Genomic DNA, 22,475 nt, shown 5'->3' on the forward strand with positions numbered 1-22,475 from the left:
CCGGCGGGTCCAATAAGGGTTGGATGAGGGGAGTGTGTCCGTCAGTCGAGAAGCTCGTAGGCGGGCAGGGTGAGGAACTCGACGAACTCCGAGGCCAGGGCGACCTGCTCGAAGATCCGTCGGGATTCGTCGAACGGCAGGTCAGCAAAGGCGTCTCGACCGAGATCGTCAGCAATGACGACCATCTGTTCGTCGATAACCAAGCGAACCAGATCGGCGGTGACCTCTGTTTCGTCCTCGAGAATCTGGCCGTGGCGAACCCACTGCCAGATCTGGGAACGGCTGATCTCTGCCGTCGCGGCGTCCTCCATGAGGTTGTTGATGGCCGCCGCCCCGCTTCCCGAGAGCCAGGAGGCGAGGTAGCGGAGGCTGACGTAGACGTTGGTCTCCAGCCCAGCCCGGGTCACCGCTCCACCGGTCAGATCGACGGCGAGGAGATCGTCGCCGGAGACCAGGACATCAGGCCGCTGGCGGTCGATCTGGTTGAAGCCCCGCCCAAGGATGGCGTTGAATTCGACTTCGGCCACGGTGACAAGGTCAGGATGGGCGACCCAAGTCCCGTCGCAGCCGTCGTTGGCCTCTCGACGCTTGTCCTCCTTGACCCGGGTTAGAGCCTCGGCGGTGACACCAGGGTCACGTCGGTTCGGGATGAAGGCGGCCATCCCGCCGATGGCATGGGCCCCCCGCTTGTGGCAGGTGGCGACCATCAACTCGGTGTAAGCCCGCATGAAGGGGACTGTCATGGTGACGTCGGACCGGTCCGGGAGGACGAAGTCAGGGTCGGCGTTGAACTTCTTGGCGACGCTGAAGATGTAGTCCCACCGGCCGGCGTTGAGGCCACTGGAGTGCTCCCGCAACTCGTAGAGGATCTCGTCCATCTCAAAGGCGGCGGTGATGGTTTCAATAAGCACGGTGGCCCGGATCGAGCCACGGGGAATGCTCAGGGCGTCCTGGGCGTGGCAGAAAACGTCGTTCCAAAGCCGAGCCTCATCGTGGTTCTCCAGCTTGGGGAGGTAGAAGTACGGGCCGGTGCCGCGATCCAGGGCCTCACGTGCAGTGTGGAAGAAGACCAGGCCGAAGTCGACGAGGCTGGCCGCCGCCGGTCGACCGTCAACCTGGACATGCTTCTCCGGGAGGTGCCAACCCCGCGGGCGGACGATCAGGGTGGCCGTTTCGTCGTTCAACGTGTAGCTCTTGCCGTCGCGGCGCAGGGAGAGTTCTCGCCGGACAGCATCACGGACGTTGACCAGGCCCTCCATCACGTTGTCCCACGTGGGGGAGCTGGAGTCCTCGAAGTCGGCCATGAAGACTTTGGCCCCCGAGTTCAGGGCATTGATCATCATCTTGCGGTCGGGTGGACCGGTGATCTCGACCCGCCGGTCCAGCAGGTCCTTGGGCGGGGGAGCAACGGTCCAGGTTCCCGTACGGATCTCCGCCGTCTCGGGCAGGAAGTCAGGTCGGAGGCCGGTGTCGAACTTTTCCTGCCGGATCCGCCGGCTTCGCAGCAACTCGATTCGACGGTCTCGGAAGGTCCGAACCAGGTCGGCGACGAAGGCCGTCGCCTCCGGAGTGAACACCTCATCGCGCCGAGGGTGGTCACTGATCTCGATGCCGTCTAAGTCGGGCACTGCTACTCCTGTGGCTTTCCTGGCACGTCTCGTGTGATGAGTATTGGCGAATTTCCGCTCATCGGCAGGGTCAGCGGCCCGTGAAGTTCCTCTAGGCTGTTCAGAATTAAGAAAATACATCAGAGTTCGACCATGAAAGCGCGCAAAATCGGCTCTCGACGGACCCGGTGAGGAAGGCGAGGAGATCGACATGGCGGGAACGATGACCGGCCGGTCCTTTGACCCCGTGGTCCTCGGCCACCGATTACGGCACCTGCGTCGACAGGCCAACCTGACCCTGGCCGAGTTGGGCCGTCGCATCGGTCGACCGGCTTCCTACCTTTCCCAGGTCGAGAACGGTCGGATCGAACCCAAACTGGGAGTCCTAGGCGATCTGGCGTCGGCTCTAGGGTGCGCGACCGTTGACCTACTGGACCCCACAGCACCCAATCGGCGAGCCGAGCTGGAGATCGAGCTGTCCCGAGCCCAGGCGGGCCCGTGGCGGACCACCCTGGAGCTGCCCGAGGTACGGGCCGGGGCTCGCCTAGACGACGAGGTGCTAGAGGCTCTGGTCGGCCTCTACCAGGCTCTACCCGAGGTCGAGGTGACCCGTTCGGGCCTGGCCAGCCTCGAGGCCGGAGACCGGGCCCGGATGGCGAACATCTCGCTCCGTACCGAGATGAGAACCCTCGACAACTACTTCGCCGAGATCGAGGTCGAAGCGGCTTCCGGTCTGGCTGCCACCGGGTACGCCGGCGAAGGGCCGCCGTCCGAGAAACACCTGGCCGATCTCGCTGCCCACTATGGGTTCACCGTGGAGCGGGTAAAGGGAATGCCGCGGACAGCCCGGTCGGTGACCGACACCCGTCGCCGAGTGATCTTCATTCCCCAGCGTGACGACCTGAGCGTCCGGGCGGCCCGGTCAGTGATCCTCCAAACCCTTGGCCACTTCGCCCTCGAGCACTCAGAGACCACCGACTTCGAGGACTACCTGCGCCAACGGATCGAATCGAACTACTTTGCAGCCGCCGTACTGATCCCAGAGTCGTCGGCGCTGGATTTCCTCACCTCGGCCCGGGCGGACCGCGACCTCTCTATCGAGGACCTCAAGGAGCGTTATTACGTCTCCTACGAGATGGCCGCCCACCGGTTCACCAACCTGGCCACCACCCGACTGGACATTCCGGTGCACTTCATCCGGACCGACCCCGAGGGGACGATCACCAAGGCCTACGAGAACGACGGGATCCGGTTTCCGACCGACGCCGACGGAGGCCTAGAAGGCGCCCGCCTAGGGCGGCACTGGGGAGCGCGCCAGGCCTGGGACGGATCAGACCTCCTGCACTACCAGTTCACGACCACCGATGCCGCAGAGTTCTGGTGCGTGACCTATATCGAGAACGCCACGGAACGGACCCCCTACGCCGTGACCCTGGGCTGTCGGGCCGAGGACGCCGGACTGTTCAGGGGCGGTGAGACGTTGCGTCGGGTGAGTGGGCGGAACGAGGACGACCAGGCGGAGCCTGGGCTGTTGGGCCGCTGGGATGGCGTGGCCTGGCCGTCGGCGTCCGAACGAAGCTTCATTCTCACTGCCCTGCCGTCGGCCAGTCGGGAGTTCACACCGTTCCCCGGCATCGACCTCCTCGACGTCTACCGCTTCCTGGACCGTCAGGCCGGACCGGCCTGACGAACCGGTCGGGAGGCAACCGCGGTCAGTTTTTGGTGAACGGCTGACCAATCTCGGCCCGCTTCCGGATCTCGGCCACGAAGGGCCCCAGGTCGACGGACCGGATGGTTGCTGGGTCGCGGACCATTCCGGTGTGGGTCACGAAGCGCTCACCGTCCCATCGGTGAAGTTGGAAGCCCGAGGGCTCATCGACGGCTGACCCGCGGTCCGGGTGAAGGTCAAGGCCAAGTTGGTTGCCGGTGGACGGGCACGTTGAGACGGACGTCGAGCCAATCACCGTGTGGATGGTGCGGTGGAGGTGGCCGGTCACTAGCAGGCGGACCTGCGGGTGGCGTTCGATGGTGGTCCGGAACCGGTCAGCGTCCAGCAGGCCGGCCTGGTCCATGAACCGGAGGCCGGTCTCGAACGGAGGGAAGTGCGTGAAGACCAACGTCGGACGGTCCGGCTCGTCTGCCAGGGTGGAGTCCAGCCAGCTCTCACGGACCTCGTCGAACCGTCCGTCATGGCGACCGGGTAGCGAGGTGTCTAGACCGACCAAGCGCACCGGGTGATCGTCGACGACGTAACTGCAGTGGTTCTCTGCCACGTCCGGTGGGAGCCGGTCGGCGAACGCGAAACGAAAGGCCGGGCCCTCGTCGTGGTTGCCGGGCAGCGGGAGAAGCCTGTCGGCAAGTGGAGCTAATACCGCCAGCAGCGTGTTGTACTGGGTCTCCGTACCGTCATCGGTGAGGTCGCCGGTGGCCAACACCACGTCCGGTCCGGGGTCGAGGGCCATCAGGTGGTCGACAACTCGTCCGAGTGTTTCTGTGGTGTCGACCAGCTTGCCGAATGCGCCGACGTGGTCGCGAATGTGGCAGTCCGAGATCTGGGCGATCAGCACGTCGGGGACTCTAGGGGACGGGCCATGGGGCGAGCTTTCCCTCAGTCCTTGATCGGGAGGTCGTCCTCGTCGTCAGTGAGGTCCAGGAGCTCGCGTGCACGGTCCTCCGGAATCTCCTCGACGGAGCGGAGCCTTCGCTCCATGGCCCGGGTCCGTGTCCCTGTCTTCTCGATCGTGTTTTGGGCCGTGGCTAGCTGATTCTTCAGGGTGGCCAGGACCGAGCCGAACTTGGAGAACTCGGTTCGGACGGCTCCCAGAACCTCCCAGACCTCGCTGGAACGCTTCTCGATGGCCAGGGTGTGGAACCCCATCCGCAGCGAGCTGAGCAGGGCACTGATGGTGCTGGGTCCCGCGAGGGTGATCCGGTGCCGCTGCAGTTCGTCGACCACTTTCGGCCGACGGAGGGCCTCGGCGTAGAGGCCCTCGGTGGGCAGGAACAAGATTCCGATATCCGTTGTGTGTGGGGGGGCGATGTATTTCTCGCGGATGTCTTTAGCCGACTCGATGATTGTCCGCTCCAGGGCCTTGGCCGCCTCCTCCGCCGCGTCGGGGTCGGCCCGGTCCTGGGCGTCCTGTAAGCGGCGGTAGTCCTCCTGAGGGAACTTGGAGTCGACGGGTAGCCAGACCTGGTCCTGGTCGTCCCGACCGGGGAGCCGGATGGCGAACTCGACGAATGCCGTCGACCCGGGAACCGTCTTCACATTTTTCTCGTACTGGGCCGGCGTGAGGATGTCTTCCAGGAGGGCCTGCAACTGGACCTCACCCCAGGTACCCCGGGACTTCACGTTGGTGAGGACCCGTTTGAAGTCGCCGACGTCCTCGGCGAGCTGCTTCATCTCGCCGAGGCCCTGGCTAACCGAGTCGATGCTCTTGCGCACTGTTTCAAAGGCCTCGCCGAGACGCTTCTCCAGGGTGCCCTGGAGCTTCTCGTCGACCGTTTCTCGCATCTGGTCGAGCTTCTTCTCGTTGCCCTCCCGCATTTCGGTCAGGAGACGCGATTGCTGGGCGCCCATGGTGTCCAGCTGGGCCTTGATGGTGGTCACCAGGGTGTCAGTCGACGTGGCCATGTTTTGGCCAAGCTCCTGGCGCAGCGTGGCATCGCTCTCTGCGGCAGTCGTCCGAGCCCGCTCGAACTGGCTGCGGATGAGGTTCTGGAGGACCAGCCCGATGGCCAGGAGGACTCCGAGCGAGATGGCCACGGTAAGGAAGTTGGACATGGGGGGCGTCCTTTCGCCGACGGAGACAACGGTACGGCGACGGTGTGACGGTGTCGGTGCACCCGGCGAGAATTGGTCCCTACGCCGCGTCCACCACGCCCCGTTGGGAGACCCTGACCTGGGTCGCCTTAGCTACCGTGGTTGCTGTGGCTGAGCACGCCTTCCTCCGTAACGCCTGGTACGTGGCCGCGTGGGATCACCTGATCGGGGACGACCTGACGGCGCTCACCATTCTTGGTGATCACATCTGCCTGTTCCGACGGTCCGACGGCACGGTGGCTGCGCTGGCGGATGCATGTCCGCACAGGAAGCTTCCCCTGTCCATGGGTCGCCGGTGCGATGACGGGGTGGAGTGTGGTTACCACGGCCTGGTGTTCGACGGCAACGGTGCCTGTGTGGGAGCACCAGGCAACCAGGGCCGTATTCCCCGGGGAGCGGACGTACGTTCCTACCCGGTGGTCGAGCGCTACGGGCTGTCCTGGGTTTGGATGGGTAACCCCGAGCGGGCCGATCCGGCCGACATCGTCGAGATCGAGCACTACGGCGATCCGGACTGGGGGCTCAACACAGGGCCGGCCATGGACTTCAGTTGTGACTACCGGTACATCGTGGACAATCTGCTCGACCCCTCACACGTGGCCTGGGTCCACGACACGTCGTTTGCCCAGGAGGCGGCACGAGACACCCCGCTCGAGGTCGAGAAGCGCGACACCGGGGTTTGCGTCTCCCGGTGGCTCTACGGCGGAGAGGTGGCACCCTTCTACGCCAAGCTCGTCGAGTTCGACGGTCCCTGCGACCGCCACCAGCACTACGAGGCCTTCTATCCTTCGACTGCCCTAGCCCGCGCGCTGTTCACGCCGGCAGGCACCGGCGGCCCCGACAGGCCGCTCCACGACGACCTCTTCCAAATGGACAGTTGGAACTTCCTCACGCCGATCACCGAGAAGACCACCCGCTACCACTTCTTCCAGCTCCGCAACGTCCGGCCCGGCGATGAGGCCATCGACCGTCTGATGAACGAGGACGTGACCGGGGCGTTTAGTGAGGACCGGCAGGTACTTGAAGCGGTCCAGCGGGGAATGGACGCCGCCGAGTCGCACATCAACATGCACATCGACACCGGTCCGCTGAGGTTCCGTCATCACCTCGAGACCCTGATCGCCGCCGAAGGGGACTGAGCGGAACCCGCCAGGAGCGGTGAACGAGCGGGTGAAGGGAATCGAACCCTCATCATCAGCTTGGAAGGCTGAGGTTCTAGCCGTTGAACTACACCCGCGTGTCCGCTAGAGCAGACCCCATGAACCTACCGTCGGTCCGTTGGGGATCGGGACGGCGACGGCGCGGCACCCGGTGGCTACGCTGCCGCGCATGACGACCACCGCGCCGATCGGCGCCCACCTGATCGGCGGCGACTGGAGCACTGACGCTCCCGGCGGAACCGCGGTTAGCGACAACCCCGCCCGTCCTGATGAGCCGGTCGGCGAGTACCCGCTGGGCGACGCCGGAACGGCCGCCCAAGCCGTTGGTGCCGCCGTCGAGGCCCAGGCTGCCTGGCGGGCGGCTGGCTTCGGGTCCCGGTCCCGGATCCTGGAGCGGGCCGCCGTGCTGTTTGACGAGCGGGCCGACGAACTGGCACTCGTGTGCACGCTCGAGGAGGGCAAGACCCTGGCCGAATCGCGGGGTGAGGCGGTGCTGTCGGCCGAGACCTGCCGCTACCAAGCCGGCCTGGCTAAGACCTCCACTGAGCGAATCTTTCCAACCGGAAATCCCGGGGAGACCATCCGCACCGTCCGGGCCCCGCTCGGCGTGGTCGGCATCATCACCCCGTGGAACTTTCCGATCCTGATCCCTGTCTGGAAGATCGCCCCGGCGCTGGTGGCCGGTAACCCAGTCGCCTGGAAGCCGGCCAGCAACACGCCGCTGACTGCGGTGGCCATCGCTGCCGTCTTCGCGGATGCCGGCCTGCCTGCCGGGGTGCTGAACCTCGTGCTGGGTCCCGGCTCGGTGGGCGGCGCGCTGGTCGCTGACGAACGGGTCGACGGAGTGAGCTTCACAGGCTCGGTCGGGGTCGGTCGGGGCATCCGCGACGTGGTCACGGCCCGCAACGGTCGGGTCCAACTGGAGTTAGGCGGCCACAACCCGTGCATCGTGTTCCCAGACGCCGACCTCGACATGGCGGTTACCGCAGTGGTCGGTGGCGCCATGGGGGCCACCGGCCAGAAGTGCACGGCTACCCGCCGGATCATCGCCGTGGGCGACGTCCACGACGAGCTGGTCGACCGCCTCGCTGTTGCGGTCACCGCACTGAAGGTGGGTGACGGTCAGGACCCGGCGACGGCTATCGGCCCTCTGGTCTCAGCTGGCGCCCGGACCGAGGTCGTGGAGGCCATTGATCAAGCGAGGGCCGAGGGTGCCGAGACGGTGGCCATCACCGAGGGGGTCCCCGATGGTCCCTGTTACCAGGCCCCCACGCTGTTCGTTGGAGGGACCGACCTCACCATCACCCGCGAGGAGGTCTTCGGACCGGTCAGCACAGTGCTCCACGTGGACACCGAGGACGAGGCCTTCGCCCTAGCCAACGACACCGAATTCGGCCTGTCGGCGTCGGTCTTCACCAACGACATGTGGACGATCGATAGGGCCGTCCATGAACTCCGCGCCGGGCTCATTAAGGTCAACGGCCCGACCACCGGGTCCGAAATCCACGCCCCGTTCGGTGGCGAGAAGAACTCTTCGGGCCACTCGGCCCGGGAGCAGGGTGACACCGCCCAAGAGTTCTTCACCCGGACTCGGACCGCCTACATCAAGCCAGGTCGGCTCCCGTGACCCCCGAGGTGCGCAAGGTCGTCACCCACACCGAGGAGATTCACGTAGAGGGTGGAAGGGCCGCCGACCCGCCGTTGCGCATGTTCGGGATCGCCGCCGTGTTCACCAACCCGTGGGCCGGCCAGGGCTTCGTCGAGAACCTGCGGCCAGCCATTCTGGACGTGGCCCCCCGCCTGGGCGACCTCCTGGTTCCCCGCCTGGTCGAGATGGCGGGAGGTGGGGATGCTGTTGAGGCCTACGGCAAGGCGTCCATGGTCGGCACCTCGGGCGAAGTCGAGCACGGCTCGGCGTTCATCCACACTCTCCGGTTCGGCAACGTGTTTCGCGACGCTGTGGGCGGTACGGCCTACCTTTCGTTTACCAACACCCGGGGTGGTCCCGGAGCCACGATCTCCATCCCCATGATGCACAAGGTCGATCCGGGCTGGCGGTCCCACTACCTGACGTTGGAGATGACGGTGGCCGACGCGCCGGGTCCAGACGAGGTGGTGGTGGCCATTGGCGCCTCGGTCGGCGGGCGCCCCCACCACCGGATCGGCAACCGATACTCCGACATGGAAGAGATGGGGTTGACCGAGGGGTGAGCGGCGGTACTCACATTCGCCTCGATGGGGAGGACGCCGGGAACAGGCCACCACTCGTCCTGGTCCACGGTGTCGGCCTAGATCACACCATGTGGGACCTGGTGGTCGAGGATCTAGCGACCGACCGCCTAGTCGTGCGCTACGACCTCCTCGGCCACGGCCAGTCAGTTGACCCGCCGGGGCCCCGCACGGTAGAGGACCTTGTCGACCAGTGCCTCGGGGTTATCGACACCTGTGGTCCGGTACCCCCCGACGTGGCCGGGTTGTCGCTGGGCGGAATGGTCGCCCTGGGCCTGGCCACCCGGCATCCCGACCGGCTGGGTCGCCTAGCTCTCTGCAACACGGTGTTCGACCGGAGCGCCGAGGAGGTCCACCGGATCCGAGAGCGGTTATCGCTGGCTGAAACAGGCGGGATGGGGTCGGTGGTCGACCTGGCCGTCGACCGGTGGTTCGATGCCAGCTGGCAGGCCACACACCCGGACCGGGTCGACGCCGTACGGAACTGCCTGCTTTCCAACAACCTGGAGGCCTACCTGAAGGCATACCGGGCCTTCGTCGAGGGAGACCCCCTGAAGCCCGGAGAGGCGAGCTCGGTAACCACCCACGCACTGGCCGTAACCGGGGAGCTGGACCCGGGCTCGACCCCGGCTATGACCAGCGCCCTGGCCGTAGCCCTTGAGGACTGCCGCGCCGTGATCCTCCCCGGCCTCCACCACATCCCACCCATCGAGGATCCAACGGCCTTCGTGGCGGTGCTCCGGTCCTTCTTAGAGGAACCCTCCGCATCTGACCGCTCCGAATTCGCCGGGGAGGCGACCAGGTGAACGACTACCAGCTCTACATCGATGGCGAGTTTTGCGAGTCCTCCGACGGGGGCCGGTTCGATACGGTCAATCCGGCCACTGAGGAGGTTTGGGCCTCGGCGCCGGCGGCCACCGAGGCCGATGTAGACCGTGCCGTACGGGCGGCTCGCCGCGCCCTGGTGGAGGGGGAGTGGCCGACCCTGACGGCCACCCAGCGGGGCCGGCTCCTGAGCCGGCTGGCCGACCTGGTAGCTGATGCTGCCCATCACCTCGGTGAGGTCGAAACCACCGACAGCGGCAAGCTGGCCGCCGAGACTCGGGCCCAGTCGGCGTACGTCGCCGACTACTACCGCTACTACGCCGGCCTAGCTGACAAGATCCAGGGCGACACGCTGCCAATTGACAAGCCGGACCTCCACGTCTTTACGACCCGTGAGCCGGTCGGCGTGGTGGCGGCCATCGTGCCGTGGAATGCCGAGATGTTCCTGACCGCCACCAAGATCGGGCCGGCCCTGGCCGCCGGCAACACGGTGGTCATTAAGGCCTCCGAGGAGGCCCCAGCCCCCCTGCTGGAGTTCGCCCGGGTGGTCGACCAGGTCGGGTTCCCACCGGGGGTCGTCAACTTGGTGACCGGGTTCGGTGAGCCGTGCGGACGGGCGCTGACCAGCCACCCGATGGTCGACAAGGTGGCGTTCACCGGAGGCGTCGACACGGCCCGGCACGTAGTGGCCAACACGGCCCACAACTTGGCTCCGGTCACCCTGGAGTTGGGAGGCAAGTCGCCGATCTTGGTGTTTGACGATGCCGACTTCGAAGGGGCGGTCAACGGAGCGGTAGCCGGGAACTTCGGGGCATCCGGCCAGAGTTGTGTGGCCGGTAGCCGGGTTTTTGTGCAGTCGGGCGTTCACGAACAGTTCGTGGATGAGGTGGTCCGACGGGCCGAGGCCATCCGAATCGGCGACCCACTGGCCGACGACACGGAGATGGGGCCCCTGGCCACCCGAGCCCAACGGGACCGAATCGAGGCGGTGGTGGCCGAGTCCATCGACCAGGGAGCGACCCTGCACACCGGAGGGTGCCGTCCGGAGGGCCTGGACGTCGGGTGGTACTACCGGCCCACCGTGCTGGGGTGCGCCGACCAAGAAGTCCGTAGCACGAGGGTCGAACTCTTTGGACCAGTCATGTCGGTGCTTAGCTTCGACACCGAGGACGAGGCAGTGGCCCTAGCCAACGACACAGAGTTCGGGCTGGGCGCCGGGATCTTCACCCGGGACGTGTCCCGGGTGCACCGGGTGGCCAGGGCCATCCGCTCGGGCATCGTCTGGGTCAACACCTACCGGGCCATCTCGCCCATCGCCCCGTTTGGCGGCTTCGGCAACAGCGGATCGGGTAGAGAGGCGGGAGTTGACGCCATCCACGAGTTCACGACCACCAAAACCGTTTGGATCAACACATCAACCGAACCGATGTCCAACCCGTTCACTATGCGGTGACCGAGGACAAGAGCGGTCAAAGGTGACGGGCTTACACGAATTCGATCGGCTCGCTCAACCAGGGACGCAAATGCTTAACGGCTAGAAGCGGGGGTCTAGGACTTGGGTGCCGGGTGGGCGCAAGAGGACCGCCGGTACACTCCGGCCACCGTGGAGACCACCCTGGAGCATCTGGACGGCGACCGGGTGAGGTTGACCGTCGCCGTCGCCGAGGACGAGTTCGACGTGGCCGTCGATGCCGCCTTTCGTAAGATCGCCAGAGAGGTCCGGTTGCCCGGCTTTCGGCCCGGCAAGGCGCCCCGAAAGATCCTGGAAGCCCGGCTCGGTAAGACGACCGGGAGACAGGAGGCGTTACACGATGCCCTGCCCAACTACTACAGCCGGGCCCTTGTGGAGCACGACGTCGACGCCATCGACTCTCCAGAGATTGAGATCACAGGCGGTCAGGAGACGGGATCCCTGACCTTTGACGCCGTGGTGCCAGTCCGTCCCAGGGCCACCGTGGCTGGGCACGGCTCGCTGCGGATCGAGATCCCGGCCCCCGAGGCCACCGACGAGGACGTTCAAGAGCAGGTAGATGCCCTCCGTCGTCAGCACGCCACGTTGGAATCTGTGGAGCGTCCAGCTGACGACGGCGACCAGGTCACCATCGACATCGATGGCCGACTCGACGACGAGCCGGTCGAGGGCCTGACGACGAGCGGCTACCTGTACGAGGTAGGTGCCGGAGCGGTAGTCCCGGAGATCGACGAGAACCTCCGTGGCGCATCTGCGGGCGACGTCCTGGAGTTTGAGGCCGCCCACCCCGAGGAGGACGGCACCCTGGCCTTTCGCATCGCGGTGTCCGAAGTTCAGGCACGGGTGCTGCCCGAGCCCGACGACGACTTTGCCGCCCAGGCCTCGGAATTCGACACGTTCGGTGAACTAGAGGCCGACATCCGGGAACGGATCACTGGCCTGCGCCGCAACCAGGCCGGGATGATGGCCCGGGACCGCGCCGCACAAGCCGTCGCCGACCTGGTCGACATGGACATCCCTCCGGCCCTCGTGGAAGTTGAGGTCGACAGCCGGATCAATGACATGGCCATGAGGATGCGCTCCCAGGGCTTCGACCTCCCCACGTACCTGGAGGCCACAGGAGGCGACCTGGAGTCAATCCGCGACGAGCTGCGGGAAGGCGCTGAGGTGTCGGCCCGGGTGGACCTGGGGCTACGGGCCGTGGCTGAAGCAGAGGGCCTCGAGGCCGACGGAGAACCACTGGAGAAGTACCTCACGCTGTTGGCCGCACAGGTGGGCGGTGAGGTAGAAGACCTTAGGACGGCACTCACCGAGTCCGGTCGAATGCTCGAAATTCGAGCCGACCTGCGTAAGCAGGCCGCCCTCGACTGGGTATTCGAGCGGGCCGAGATCGTTGACGAGGAAGGGAATCCGGTAAACCGAAGCCTCCTAGAGGCCCCGGAGCCCGAGATTGTGGTTCCCGGCGACGACGGACCCATCCCCATCGCCGACGATGAGGTAGGGGAAACTGGTAGTTCGGCCGCGAAGCCGGTCGACGAAGAAGAAGAGTGAACAAGATGACGTTGGCAGATCTGAAGACACAGAATTACCTCGTTCCCACGGTGGTCGAGCAGACCAACCGCGGGGAGCGGGCCTTCGACCTCTACTCGCGCCTGCTCAAGGAGAACATCGTCTTCATCGGCACGCCGATCGACGACACCATCGCCAACCTGATCTGCGCCCAACTGCTGCACCTCGAGTCCGAGAACCCCGACCGGGACATCAGCCTCTACATCAACTCTCCCGGAGGCGACATCAACTCCCTCTTCGCCATCTACGACACGATGCAGTACATCAAACCGGACCTCACCACCATCTGCTTCGGCCAAGCGGCCTCGGCGGCCGCAGTGCTGCTGGCCGCCGGCACACCGGGCAAGCGCCTGGCCCTGCCGCACTCCCGGGTGCTGATCCACCAGCCGTACGCCGGCGCCCAGGGGCAGGTTTCCGACATCGAGTTGGCGTCCCGGGAGATCCAGCGCCTCAAGACGCAACTCGAGGAGATCTTGGCCCGCCACACCGGCCAGGACGCGTCCCGGATCCACGACGACACCGATCGCGACTACGTCATGACCGCCGAGGAGGCCAAGGAGTACGGCATCATCGACGAGGTCATCGACCAGCGAGACCTAGTGGATAACAGCGGCCCCATCGCCGCCGTGAAGTAGGACGACGGGCTCGAGGGGGACCGGTGGCGAAGTTCGGTGAGGGCGACCTCCTCAAGTGCTCGTTCTGCGGCAAGACGCAGAAGCAGGTCAAGAAGCTCATCGCCGGGCCGGGCGTCTACATCTGCGACGAGTGCATAGACCTCTGTAACGAGATCATCGAAGAGGAGCTCTCCGAGCCCACCGAGACCTCGCTGGGTGAGCTGCCTCGCCCCCGCGAGATCTACTCCTTCCTGGACGACTACATCATTGGCCAGGACCAGGCCAAGAAGATCCTGGCTGTCGCCGTCTACAACCACTACAAGCGGGTGCAGGCCGGGAGTGGTAGCGGCAACGAGGTGGAGCTGGCCAAGTCGAACATCTTGCTGATCGGTCCAACTGGATGCGGCAAGACCCTCATGGCCCAAACGCTGGCCCGGATGCTCAATGTCCCGTTCGCCATCGCCGACGCCACGGCCCTCACAGAGGCCGGTTACGTGGGTGAGGACGTCGAGAACATCCTCCTCAAGCTGATCCAGGCCGCCGACTACGACATCAAGAAGGCCGAGACGGGGATCATCTACATCGACGAAATCGACAAGGTGGCCCGCAAGAGCGAGAACCCATCCATCACCCGGGACGTTTCCGGGGAAGGGGTACAGCAGGCCCTGCTGAAGATCCTGGAGGGCACATCAGCGGCCGTTCCGCCCCAGGGGGGGCGCAAGCACCCCCACCAAGAGTTCCTCCAGATCGACACCACGAACATCTTGTTCATCTGCGGTGGGGCGTTCGCCGGCCTGGAGCAGTTGATCGAGAGCCGCCACGGCGGTACCGGAGTGGGCTTCGGAGCCGACGTGCGGTCCCCTGGAGAGAAGGACCTGGGAGCGCTATTTGCCGACGTCCGACCCGAGGACCTCATCAAGTTCGGCCTGATCCCTGAGTTCGTGGGCCGCCTGCCTGTTGTGGGCTCAGTCTCCCAACTGGAGGCCGAGGCGCTGGTGAGGATCCTGGTGGAACCCCGGAATGCCCTGGTGAAGCAATACCAGCGCCTGTTCGAGTTCGAGGACATCGAACTGGATGTCACCGAGGAGGCCCTGGCGGCCATCGCTGACCAAGCTCTCTCACGGGGAACTGGCGCACGCGGGCTGCGGGCCATCCTCGAGGAGGTCCTCCTCGACGTGATGTACGAGTTGCCGGGTGACGACGAGGCGGGACGCGTCGTTGTCGACCTGGATTCGGTGCAAGGTGAGACGCCGCCCACCGTGGTCCCACGTAGCGCCGATCACCCCGATCGCGCCGCCTCCTGACCTCGGCACCATGACGGGGTCCGCCGGCCAGCTGCCGGTCGAGGACTTCGCCGGCGCCCTCCGCTTCCTCGACAGATTCGTCAACCTGGAGGCGGCCGCTGGCCGCATCCACGGCCTCAGCTTGGACGCCATGAGGGGTCTGGTTGAGGTGATGGGCGACCCACAGGGCGACGTGCCGGTTGTGCACGTGACGGGAACCAACGGAAAGGGCTCGGTGGCCTCCATGGTCGCTGCGCTACTGACGGCTGCCGGACTACGTGTGGGCACCTACTCCAGCCCCCACGTCGACACCGTCCGGGAGCGCCTAACCATAGATGGCCAGTTGATTTCCGAGGAGTCTTTCGCCGACCTGCTGGCCGACGTGGAGCGGTATGCGGCGGTGGCGCCGGAGCGCCCCTCCTATTTCGAGCTCCTAACAGCGGCGGCCTTCCTGTGGTTCAGCAACGAAGCTGCCCAGGTAGGAGTGGTCGAGGTCGGCCTCCTGGGACGCTACGACGCCACCAACGTGGTGGACTCTGCGGTCGCGGTCGTCACCAACGTGGGTCGGGACCACACAGACGGGACCGGCGACTGGCGTCGGGACGTGGCAGCAGAGAAGGCAGGCATCATTCGGGAGGGGCGCCCGCTGGTGCTGGGGGAGACGTCCATCGAGCTCACCGGGGTGTTTGCCGCTGAGTCACCGGACCCGGTGCTGACCCGGGGGGTCGACTTTGGTGTCCGGGGCGCCGAAAGGGCGGTGGGGGGCCAGCTTCTCGAGCTGTGGACCCCGAGTGGAAGTCACGACGGGATCTTCCTGCCCCTGCACGGCGACCACCAGTCCGATAACGCATCGGTTGCCCTGATGGCCGCAGAGGCGTTCCTTGATGCCCCGTTGGGTGAGGACGTGGTGGCCGAGGGGTTTGCCGGAGTCCGGATTCCCGGGCGTCTGGAGGTGATGTCCTCCGAGCCCCTGGTCGTGCTGGACGGGGCTCACAACCAGGATGCGGCCCGAGCCCTAGTTGCGACTGTGTCGACAGTTTTTCCGGTCGGCCGGCGGATTCTGGTGGTGGGCGCGCTGGGGCCCCGCCGGCCGGAAGACTTTTTTGACGAGTTAGTTGCCCTGGCCCCCGATTTGGTGGTGACCTGCACGGCTCCGTCTCCCCGAGCCGTACCGGCTGGGGAGTTGGCCGCCCTAGCCGCCGAGCGACGGATGGAGGTGGAATCGGTGCCGGACGCCGTAGATGCCGTCCGTCTCGCGGTGGCGGCCGCTGAGGAGACCGACCTCGTCTTGGTGACCGGGTCCTTTTACGTGTTGTCGGCGGCCCGTCGGGCCCTGGGCGCTGACCCGGTCGCGGACGACCTGGACGACTTCTAAGGGGTCCGGGCTGGCCCATGCCGCCGTAGCCTGCGGGTATGGATCGAACGCTCGTTATCTGCAAGCCCGATGCCGTGGAACGCCGCCTCGTCGGGGAGATCATCGGCCGTTTCGAGGGTAAGGGCCTCACGGTGGTGGCCGCCGAACTCCGACAGTTGGATACCGAAACCCTGGCCCGGCATTACGAAGAGCACGTCGGGAAGCCCTTCTACGACGACCTCGTGGCCTTCATGTCCCGGTCGCCGTCCATGGTGATGGTCGTCGAGGGACCCGAGGAGACGTTCGCTGTAGTCCGTTCCATGATGGGGACCACCAACCCCCGGGAGGCGGCGCCGGGAACCATCCGAGGAGACCTAGGAACCCTGTTCACCGAGAACCTCGTCCATGGTTCTGACTCCCAGGCCTCGGCCGAACGGGAAATTGGGATCTTCTTTCCCGACCTGGCGGCCTGAGCCCCGGTCGTCGGGTCGGCCGACGATGCCAACCCTTATGCCCGCGTAGGGTGGTGAGACGGTTACGAAGAGTGGCAATTGGGTGACGGGCGCGTTACGTTTCCCGGAGCGAGTGGGGCGGACCTGACCTCTCTCACGAGAACCGACGGAGTACCCGGTCGATGGCCGAACCTGTAGATCGACGGCCACGCGTACAAGGGTCACGGCGCACGGTCTTTGGAGCCCGCGACATCGCCGTCGACCTGGGGACCGCCAACACCCTGGTGTACGTACGCGGCGAGGGGATCGTCTTAGACGAGCCGTCGGTCGTTGCCGTCAACTCGTTGGACGGCAACCTGCTAGCCGTCGGAGACGAGGCCAAACGAATGATCGGGCGGACTCCCGGCTACATCCGCGCTGTCCAACCGTTAAAGGACGGAGTCATTGCCGACTTCGAGATCTGCGAGAAGATGCTCCGCTATTTCATCCAGCAGGTTCACAACCGGCGCTGGGCCAAGCCCCGCATGGTTATCTGCGTCCCGTCCGGAGTGACCGGTGTGGAGCGACGGGCCGTGCAGGAGGCCGCCGAATACGCCGGCGCCCGCCCACCTTCCTACATCATCGAGGAGCCCATGGCGGCGGCCATCGGTGCCGGCCTTCCAGTGGCCGAGCCCACGGGTTCCATGGTGGTCGACGTGGGCGGCGGAACCACCGAGGTGGCGGTCATCTCGCTCGGGGGTGTAGTGGCCAGCCAGTCCTCCAGGGTCGGGGGCGACGAAATGGACGACGCAGTCAAGCAGTTCCTCAAGAAGGTCAAGGGCGTTGACGTGGGCGACCGAACGGCTGAGACAATCAAGATCCGCCTGGGCTCCGCTCACCCGCTAACCCAGGAGATTCGTGCCGCCGTGTCCGGTCGGAGCCTCCGTACCGGCCTGCCCGAATCGGTGGAGTTCTCCACCAGGGAGATCCGCGAGGCCCTAGAGGAGCCGGTTGCTGCCATCATCGACACTGTGAAGGTCACACTGGATCGAACGCCCCCTGAGCTGGCCGCCGACATCATGGACCGGGGCATCACCCTGGTGGGCGGCGGCGCCCTCCTCATAGGTTTGGCCGACAGAATCCGAGCCGAGACCGGCATGCCGGTCTGGTTGGCCTCCGACCCGCTGCGGTCCGTCGTCGAGGGAGCGGGCAGTGTCCTGGAGGAGTTCTCCAGGTTCGGGGAGATGATCTTCGGCGACGACGCGGAATAGATGGTGGCGGTCCCTCGGCCCGCCGGGCGGTCCCGTCCGACGCTCCTCCTGCTGGTTGCCGCCGCACTGACCCTGCTGACTCTCCAGTTCCGGGGAGCCGAACCACTGTCCGCCTTCCAGCAAGGAATCCGTGACGTGCTGGATCCCGTCCGGTCGGCGAGCGAACGGGTGGCGCGACCGGTGCAGTCGGCCTGGCACGGCCTATTCGACTACGACGACCTGCTAGCCGAGAACGAGCGGTTGGCTGACGAGCTGGCCCGCATGCGCGGACGACGGCTTACCGGCGAAGCCGACAAGGAACTACTGGAGCGCCTACTCGGCGAGGTCGACATCGATTACACGACGCTGGAGACCGTCGTCGTCCGGATACTCGGCACACCTCCTGGGAACTTCTCCACCTACTCCCTCGAGGTGGACAAGGGCCAGGACGACGGCCTGGAGGAGGGAATGGCCGTGGTCACCGGGGCCGGCCTGGTGGGACGTTTGGAGGTGGTCGACCGTTCCCGGTCGATCGTACGCCTTGCCACCCATCCGGAGTTCCGGATGGGTGTACGCCTCGTTGGCTCTCAGGACGAGGGCTTAGCCCGCGGCGGAGGGGCCACCGGCCGACTGGTTATCGATGCCGGCATCCGGTTGGATGCCGTGGTGAAGGCCGGCGAGGTGGTGGTCACCTCCGGTGGTCGCAGCCGCTTCCCGGCCGACATCCCGGTCGGACGGGTGTCCGACCCCGATGATGATGCCGAGTTCGACCGTCAGATCATTGTGGACCCGGAGGCCTCCTTAGAGAACCTGAGCTTCCTGAACGTGGTGCTCGATCCCGTCCGCTTCGATCTCGAGCCGAGCAGGCGACGGTGATCGGCCCGTGACCCACCGGTTCCGCGTCCTGGCCCTGTTGTTGACCGCCACCGTGGCCCAGGTGACCGTGTTTGACGAGGTTCGGGTGGCCGGAGCGTCGGTCGAGTACCTGCTGCTGGTCTCGGTGCTGACCGGGTACCACGGGGGTCCGGAGCGTGGGGCCGTGGTGGCTTTCTTCGCCGGGCTCCTACATGACGCCGTGACCATCACTCCCATGGGCCTTCACGCCCTCGTCTACCCCTCATTGGCCGTCGCCACCAGCCACCTGGAGGTTCGCCTGGCCCGCTTTACCCGGCCGTTCCTCGGGAGCGGCCTGGCTGTCGCCATCGCCGGTGGCGTTCTGGCTGCTGCCGCGGTGGGGAGCCTGTTCGGACTCCGGGAGCTGGGTGACCCTGGGCTGCTCCGTACCACGGTGGTGGTTGTCGTCATGACGGTAGCCGTAGCGCCACCGACCAGCCGGGCCGTGCGATGGGCGGTGACCGGGGGCCTGCCCGTGGACGTGGACCTTCGCGGGCAGGGAGCGGAGGGCGGGGGGTGAACGAGACCGGCCGCTACCGCATGCGGGTCCTGGCCATCATCGGCCTCTCCATGTTCGCCGCCCTGGGGGCTCGCCTCTGGTACCTGCAGGTCATGGTGAGCGAGCAGGCTATGGCTACCGCCCGGAGCAATATCACGCGGGTGATCGCCGTACCGGCTCCCCGTGGTCGGATCCTGGACGTCCACGGTCGAACACTGGTCGGGAACCGTCTGACCACCGTGCTGACTATGAACCGCAACGAGCTGGACGAGTCAGGATTCGACAAAGACGAGCGGCTAGAGGTGTTCACCGAGATCGCCGTCGAGATCAACCGGTCCGGCCACCTGATGAAGGTCACCGACGTAGTACGGGCGTTGGCGGACCCTTCATACGGCAACTATGACGACATCCCGATCGCTCATGATGTGGGCGAGGACCTCCTGGTGTTCTTTGGCGAGCGCCCGAACCAGTTCCCTGGTGTACGGGTAGCCCAAAGCACGGTGCGTTCCTACCTCTACGGTGATCTGGCCTCCCACGTCTTGGGGTGGGTGGGGCCGGTCAACGACGCCGAGCTCCGGATACGGCGCCCACCGGACGGCAAGGAGTACCGGCTTCGGGACCAGATCGGCAAGGCTGGCGTTGAGCTCATGTTCGAAGATGACCTGCGGGGCCAGGCCGGTCACAAGGTGGTTGAGGTGGACCGCTTGGGGGAGGTCGTGCGGGAACGGCATGACCTGTTCGTTCCTCCGATTCCGGGCGATGACCTGGTGCTGTCTATTGACGTCAACGTCCAGTACCTAGTTGAGCGTGAGTTGGAGCGGTCGATCCATCTGGCCCGCACCCGGGAGCCGGACGCCGATCCGGACCGACCTGGCCAGCTCCTGCCCGCGTACGACGCCCCTGGCGGCTCGGTCGTCGTACTGGACCCTCGGGTGGGTGACGTAGTGGCTATGGCCTCCTTCCCGTCGTACGACCCCAATGAGTCGATCGGCGGCTTTAGCTTCGACCGGTGGGCCGAGCTCAACGACCCGGCCAACGATCTCCCCATGTTCAACCGGGCCATCCAGGGTGAGTACGCCCCCGGTTCCACGTTCAAGCTGTTCACCGCTCACGCGGCGTGGCACGAGGGGGTGTTCGGGGTGGGGGCCGTGCCCCGGGCCGATGAGCTGTGGGACGACCCGGGTGCTTACGTGCTCCGGAGCTGCGGAGACGTGGATCCCACCGATCCGCCGCCCGGTTGTCGATACCGAAACGCCGGCGAGAAGCAGTACGAGGCCGTAGACCTGGTCCGGAGCCTTACCGTGTCCAGCGACGTCTACTACTACCAGATCGGGGAGTCGATCTACATCAACCCGGGCCACCCCGACACTGCCGTCCAGGATGCTGCGGCCTCCTATGGGATGGGCCTGGATACCGGAGTCACCCTGCCGTTCGAACAGGACGGCTATCTACCGACACCCCGCAACCGGCGACAGCGGCACGAGGCAAACCCGGTGGCCTTTCCGGAGTGGGGATGGTCGACCGGTGACAACGTGATCACGGCCATTGGCCAGGGAGAGGTCCTGGTTACGCCGCTGCAGCTTGGTAATGCCTTCGCCACGTTCGCCAACGACGGTGTGCGCTACGCCCCCAACGTGGTGGCTCGGATCATGGACCGTGATGGCACGGTGGTTCGGGAGTTCGGACCCCGTGAGTTATCCACGGTCGACATTGACGACGGTTTCCGCCGCCGGGTCCTCGATGGCCTGGCTGGTGTGACGGCCCACGAGGAGGGCACCGCCTATTGGGCTTTTAATTCAAGGGCCACCGGCGGCAACTATTTCCCGCTGAATCGGTACCCGGTCGCCGGCAAGACCGGAACCGCCGAGGTCCGGGGTAAGGCTGACACGTCGATTTTCGCCGCCTTCGGGCCCGCGGACGAACCCACCTACGCCATTGTGGCCGTGCTTGAGGAGGCGGGCTTCGGGAGCAGCGTCGCCGCACCGCTGGTGGCTCGTATTCTGGCCCCAGTCTTTGAGGGAACGGTTCCCGAGGCGCCCCTAGCCGCCGTCCGCTATGCCCGCTCGGCGGCTCTCCCCCTGTGCGTGGCCTGGCACGAGTGGCGGACAGGAAACACCCTGGACCGGCTTGAGGCGGCTGATCCCTCTTCCGGGGACGTCGGCGGACCGGTGCTAGACGCTTCTGGCCAGGTTCGGGTCCGAGGTATCCGGGTGGATTGTGAGGACCTCCTGGACGAGATCCTCGCCGTGTTCCTCGACAAGGAGTTCGACTGATGGTCGACCTCCGTCGCCCGGACTTCGACCGGCCGAAAGTTCTACGTCACGTCGACTTGGTGCTGCCGGTCCTGGCTCTCGCGGTTTCCCTGGTCGGGGTACTGATGGTCTACTCAGCCACCCGAGGCCCGGTCACCGAGATCCGGCCGGGCGAGACCTTCTACCTCGGACGGCAGGCCCGGATGGTGGCCGTAGGCCTGGCCTCCATGGTGGTAGCCGCCTGGTTTGGCCACCGTCGACTCCAGCGCTTGGTTCCCCTGGTCTACCTGGCCACCCTGGGGGTCCTGGTGGCCGTCCTGGTGGTCGGCATTGAGGTGAAGGGCGCCAGGGCGTGGTTTCAGGTCGCGGGCAATCAATTCCAACCGTCGGAGCTGGGAAAGGTGGTGCTCATCCTTACCCTGGCCGCTTGGTTGGGTCGGACCGAGGAACCCAGCGGACAGAGGGTTGCCGGAGCGGTAGCGCTGGCTGGGCTCCCCGTCGTGCTGATCGTCCTCCAGCCAGACCTTGGCACCGTGCTGGTCTACGGGGCTATCGCGGTCGGGATGGTGCTGGTGGCCGGCGCCAAGGGCCGGCACCTCCTCATCCTGGGTCTGCTCCTGCTAACCGGTCTTGTGGGCGTCTTACGGTCTGAGGTACTAGAGGACTATCAGGTCCGGCGGCTAATGGTCTTCGTGGACGAGGAGACGGACACGGCGGCCAGCTACAACCTGGAACAGGCCCAGGTGGCTATCGGCAATGGTGGGCTGACGGGCCGTGGGTTGTTCCAAGGAACCCAGAACAACTCCGAGCTAGTTCCCGAACAGCAGACCGACTTCATATTCACCGTGGTGGCCGAAGAGACGGGGTTCGTGGGAAGCGCCCTTGTGCTGGGCATCGTGGGTCTACTCCTCCTACGGGTGTGGCGGATCGGTCGCCTTGCCGACGACCGCTTCGGCATGCTGGTCTCGGCTGGGGTGTACACCATGCTCCTGTTCCAGGTGTTCCAGAGCGTCGGGATGTCGACCGGAATCATGCCCATCACCGGAATCCCGTTCCCGTTGGTCAGCTACGGCGGATCATCTGTAGTGACGACGTTCATCTCACTTGGCCTCGTCCAGAGCGTGCATATGCGTCGCCACGAGCGCCAGGTCGGTGCCTGAACGGGGTCGGCGAACCCCCGAGGTCCCCAAGCGCTGGGTTGGTGGATACGCTGG

General features: G+C 65.8%; 19 protein-coding genes and 1 tRNA gene. 16 read left to right on the plus strand and 4 right to left on the minus strand.

All coding sequences use genetic code 11. From position 1 onward, the window contains the following. Positions 1-41: 41 nt before the first annotated feature. Positions 42-1,628 carry a malate synthase A gene (gene aceB, locus MK181_02645; GenBank protein MCH2418692.1) on the minus strand — a complete coding sequence of 529 codons (1,587 nt, stop codon included), beginning with the start codon at positions 1,626-1,628 and terminating at the stop codon, positions 42-44. 190 nt (positions 1,629-1,818) lie between these two features. Here aceB and MK181_02650 point away from each other — a divergent pair, with 190 nt between their 5' ends. After that, entirely contained in the window at positions 1,819-3,294 is a 1,476-nt protein-coding gene (locus MK181_02650) for a helix-turn-helix domain-containing protein (protein MCH2418693.1), read from the plus strand. A 25-nt stretch (positions 3,295-3,319) separates the two neighbouring features. Here the strand turns inward: MK181_02650 and MK181_02655 are convergent, their stop codons facing one another. Both MK181_02655 and rmuC read right to left on the minus strand, forming a co-directional pair. Beyond that, complete coding sequence (locus MK181_02655; GenBank protein ID MCH2418694.1) at positions 3,320-4,174, minus strand: phosphodiesterase; 855 nt, start codon at positions 4,172-4,174, stop codon at positions 3,320-3,322. A 41-nt stretch (positions 4,175-4,215) separates the two neighbouring features. After that, entirely contained in the window at positions 4,216-5,391 is a 1,176-nt protein-coding gene (rmuC, locus tag MK181_02660; GenBank protein ID MCH2418695.1) for a DNA recombination protein RmuC, read from the minus strand. 146 nt (positions 5,392-5,537) lie between these two features. Here rmuC and MK181_02665 point away from each other — a divergent pair, with 146 nt between their 5' ends. Then, entirely contained in the window at positions 5,538-6,569 is a 1,032-nt protein-coding gene (locus MK181_02665) for an aromatic ring-hydroxylating dioxygenase subunit alpha (GenBank protein ID MCH2418696.1), read from the plus strand. A 26-nt stretch (positions 6,570-6,595) separates the two neighbouring features. Here MK181_02665 and MK181_02670 read toward each other — a convergent pair. Beyond that, a tRNA-Gly gene (locus MK181_02670) sits at positions 6,596-6,667 on the minus strand. Between the two features lie 92 nt (positions 6,668-6,759). Between MK181_02670 and MK181_02675 the strand changes: the two genes are divergently transcribed. The 14 genes from MK181_02675 (at position 6,760) to rodA (ending at position 22,421) form a co-directional block, all read left to right on the plus strand. Continuing rightward, complete coding sequence (locus MK181_02675) at positions 6,760-8,217, plus strand: aldehyde dehydrogenase family protein (GenBank protein ID MCH2418697.1); 1,458 nt, start codon at positions 6,760-6,762, stop codon at positions 8,215-8,217. Continuing rightward, the gene (locus tag MK181_02680; GenBank protein MCH2418698.1) at positions 8,214-8,801 is read left to right on the plus strand and encodes an amino acid synthesis family protein; all 588 of its coding nucleotides are present in this window, start codon (positions 8,214-8,216) and stop codon (positions 8,799-8,801) included. Before MK181_02675 ends, MK181_02680 begins: the two co-directional genes overlap by 4 nt. Next, positions 8,798-9,625, plus strand: a complete 828-nt coding sequence (locus MK181_02685) for an alpha/beta fold hydrolase (GenBank protein MCH2418699.1) — start codon at positions 8,798-8,800, stop codon at positions 9,623-9,625. The genes MK181_02680 and MK181_02685 overlap by 4 nt, the downstream gene beginning before the upstream one ends. After that, the gene (locus MK181_02690; protein MCH2418700.1) at positions 9,622-11,097 is read left to right on the plus strand and encodes an aldehyde dehydrogenase; all 1,476 of its coding nucleotides are present in this window, start codon (positions 9,622-9,624) and stop codon (positions 11,095-11,097) included. Before MK181_02685 ends, MK181_02690 begins: the two co-directional genes overlap by 4 nt. Before the next feature lie 150 nt (positions 11,098-11,247). Next, complete coding sequence (tig, locus tag MK181_02695; protein MCH2418701.1) at positions 11,248-12,666, plus strand: trigger factor; 1,419 nt, start codon at positions 11,248-11,250, stop codon at positions 12,664-12,666. A gap of 5 nt (positions 12,667-12,671) precedes the next feature. Beyond that, on the plus strand, positions 12,672-13,319 hold the full coding sequence (locus MK181_02700; protein ID MCH2418702.1) for an ATP-dependent Clp protease proteolytic subunit: 648 nt from the start codon (positions 12,672-12,674) through the stop codon (positions 13,317-13,319). Positions 13,320-13,342: 23 nt separating this feature from the next. Beyond that, entirely contained in the window at positions 13,343-14,602 is a 1,260-nt protein-coding gene (gene clpX, locus MK181_02705) for an ATP-dependent Clp protease ATP-binding subunit ClpX (GenBank protein MCH2418703.1), read from the plus strand. 10 nt (positions 14,603-14,612) lie between these two features. Continuing rightward, positions 14,613-15,956, plus strand: a complete 1,344-nt coding sequence (locus tag MK181_02710; GenBank protein MCH2418704.1) for a bifunctional folylpolyglutamate synthase/dihydrofolate synthase — start codon at positions 14,613-14,615, stop codon at positions 15,954-15,956. Between the two features lie 38 nt (positions 15,957-15,994). Further along, the gene (gene ndk / locus MK181_02715; GenBank protein ID MCH2418705.1) at positions 15,995-16,408 is read left to right on the plus strand and encodes a nucleoside-diphosphate kinase; all 414 of its coding nucleotides are present in this window, start codon (positions 15,995-15,997) and stop codon (positions 16,406-16,408) included. A gap of 161 nt (positions 16,409-16,569) precedes the next feature. Next, on the plus strand, positions 16,570-17,637 hold the full coding sequence (locus tag MK181_02720) for a rod shape-determining protein (GenBank protein ID MCH2418706.1): 1,068 nt from the start codon (positions 16,570-16,572) through the stop codon (positions 17,635-17,637). After that, positions 17,638-18,492 carry a rod shape-determining protein MreC gene (locus tag MK181_02725; protein ID MCH2418707.1) on the plus strand — a complete coding sequence of 285 codons (855 nt, stop codon included), beginning with the start codon at positions 17,638-17,640 and terminating at the stop codon, positions 18,490-18,492. Between the two features lie 7 nt (positions 18,493-18,499). Continuing rightward, positions 18,500-19,030, plus strand: coding sequence for a rod shape-determining protein MreD (gene mreD / locus MK181_02730; protein MCH2418708.1), 531 nt, complete (start codon positions 18,500-18,502; stop codon positions 19,028-19,030). After that, positions 19,027-21,282, plus strand: coding sequence for a penicillin-binding protein 2 (mrdA, locus tag MK181_02735; GenBank protein MCH2418709.1), 2,256 nt, complete (start codon positions 19,027-19,029; stop codon positions 21,280-21,282). Before mreD ends, mrdA begins: the two co-directional genes overlap by 4 nt. Continuing rightward, on the plus strand, positions 21,282-22,421 hold the full coding sequence (gene rodA, locus MK181_02740) for a rod shape-determining protein RodA (GenBank protein MCH2418710.1): 1,140 nt from the start codon (positions 21,282-21,284) through the stop codon (positions 22,419-22,421). The genes mrdA and rodA overlap by 1 nt, the downstream gene beginning before the upstream one ends. Positions 22,422-22,475: the final 54 nt, after the last annotated feature.

It is taken from the genome of Acidimicrobiales bacterium (assembly GCA_022452035.1).
GTDB lineage: Bacteria > Actinomycetota > Acidimicrobiia > Acidimicrobiales > MedAcidi-G1 > UBA9410.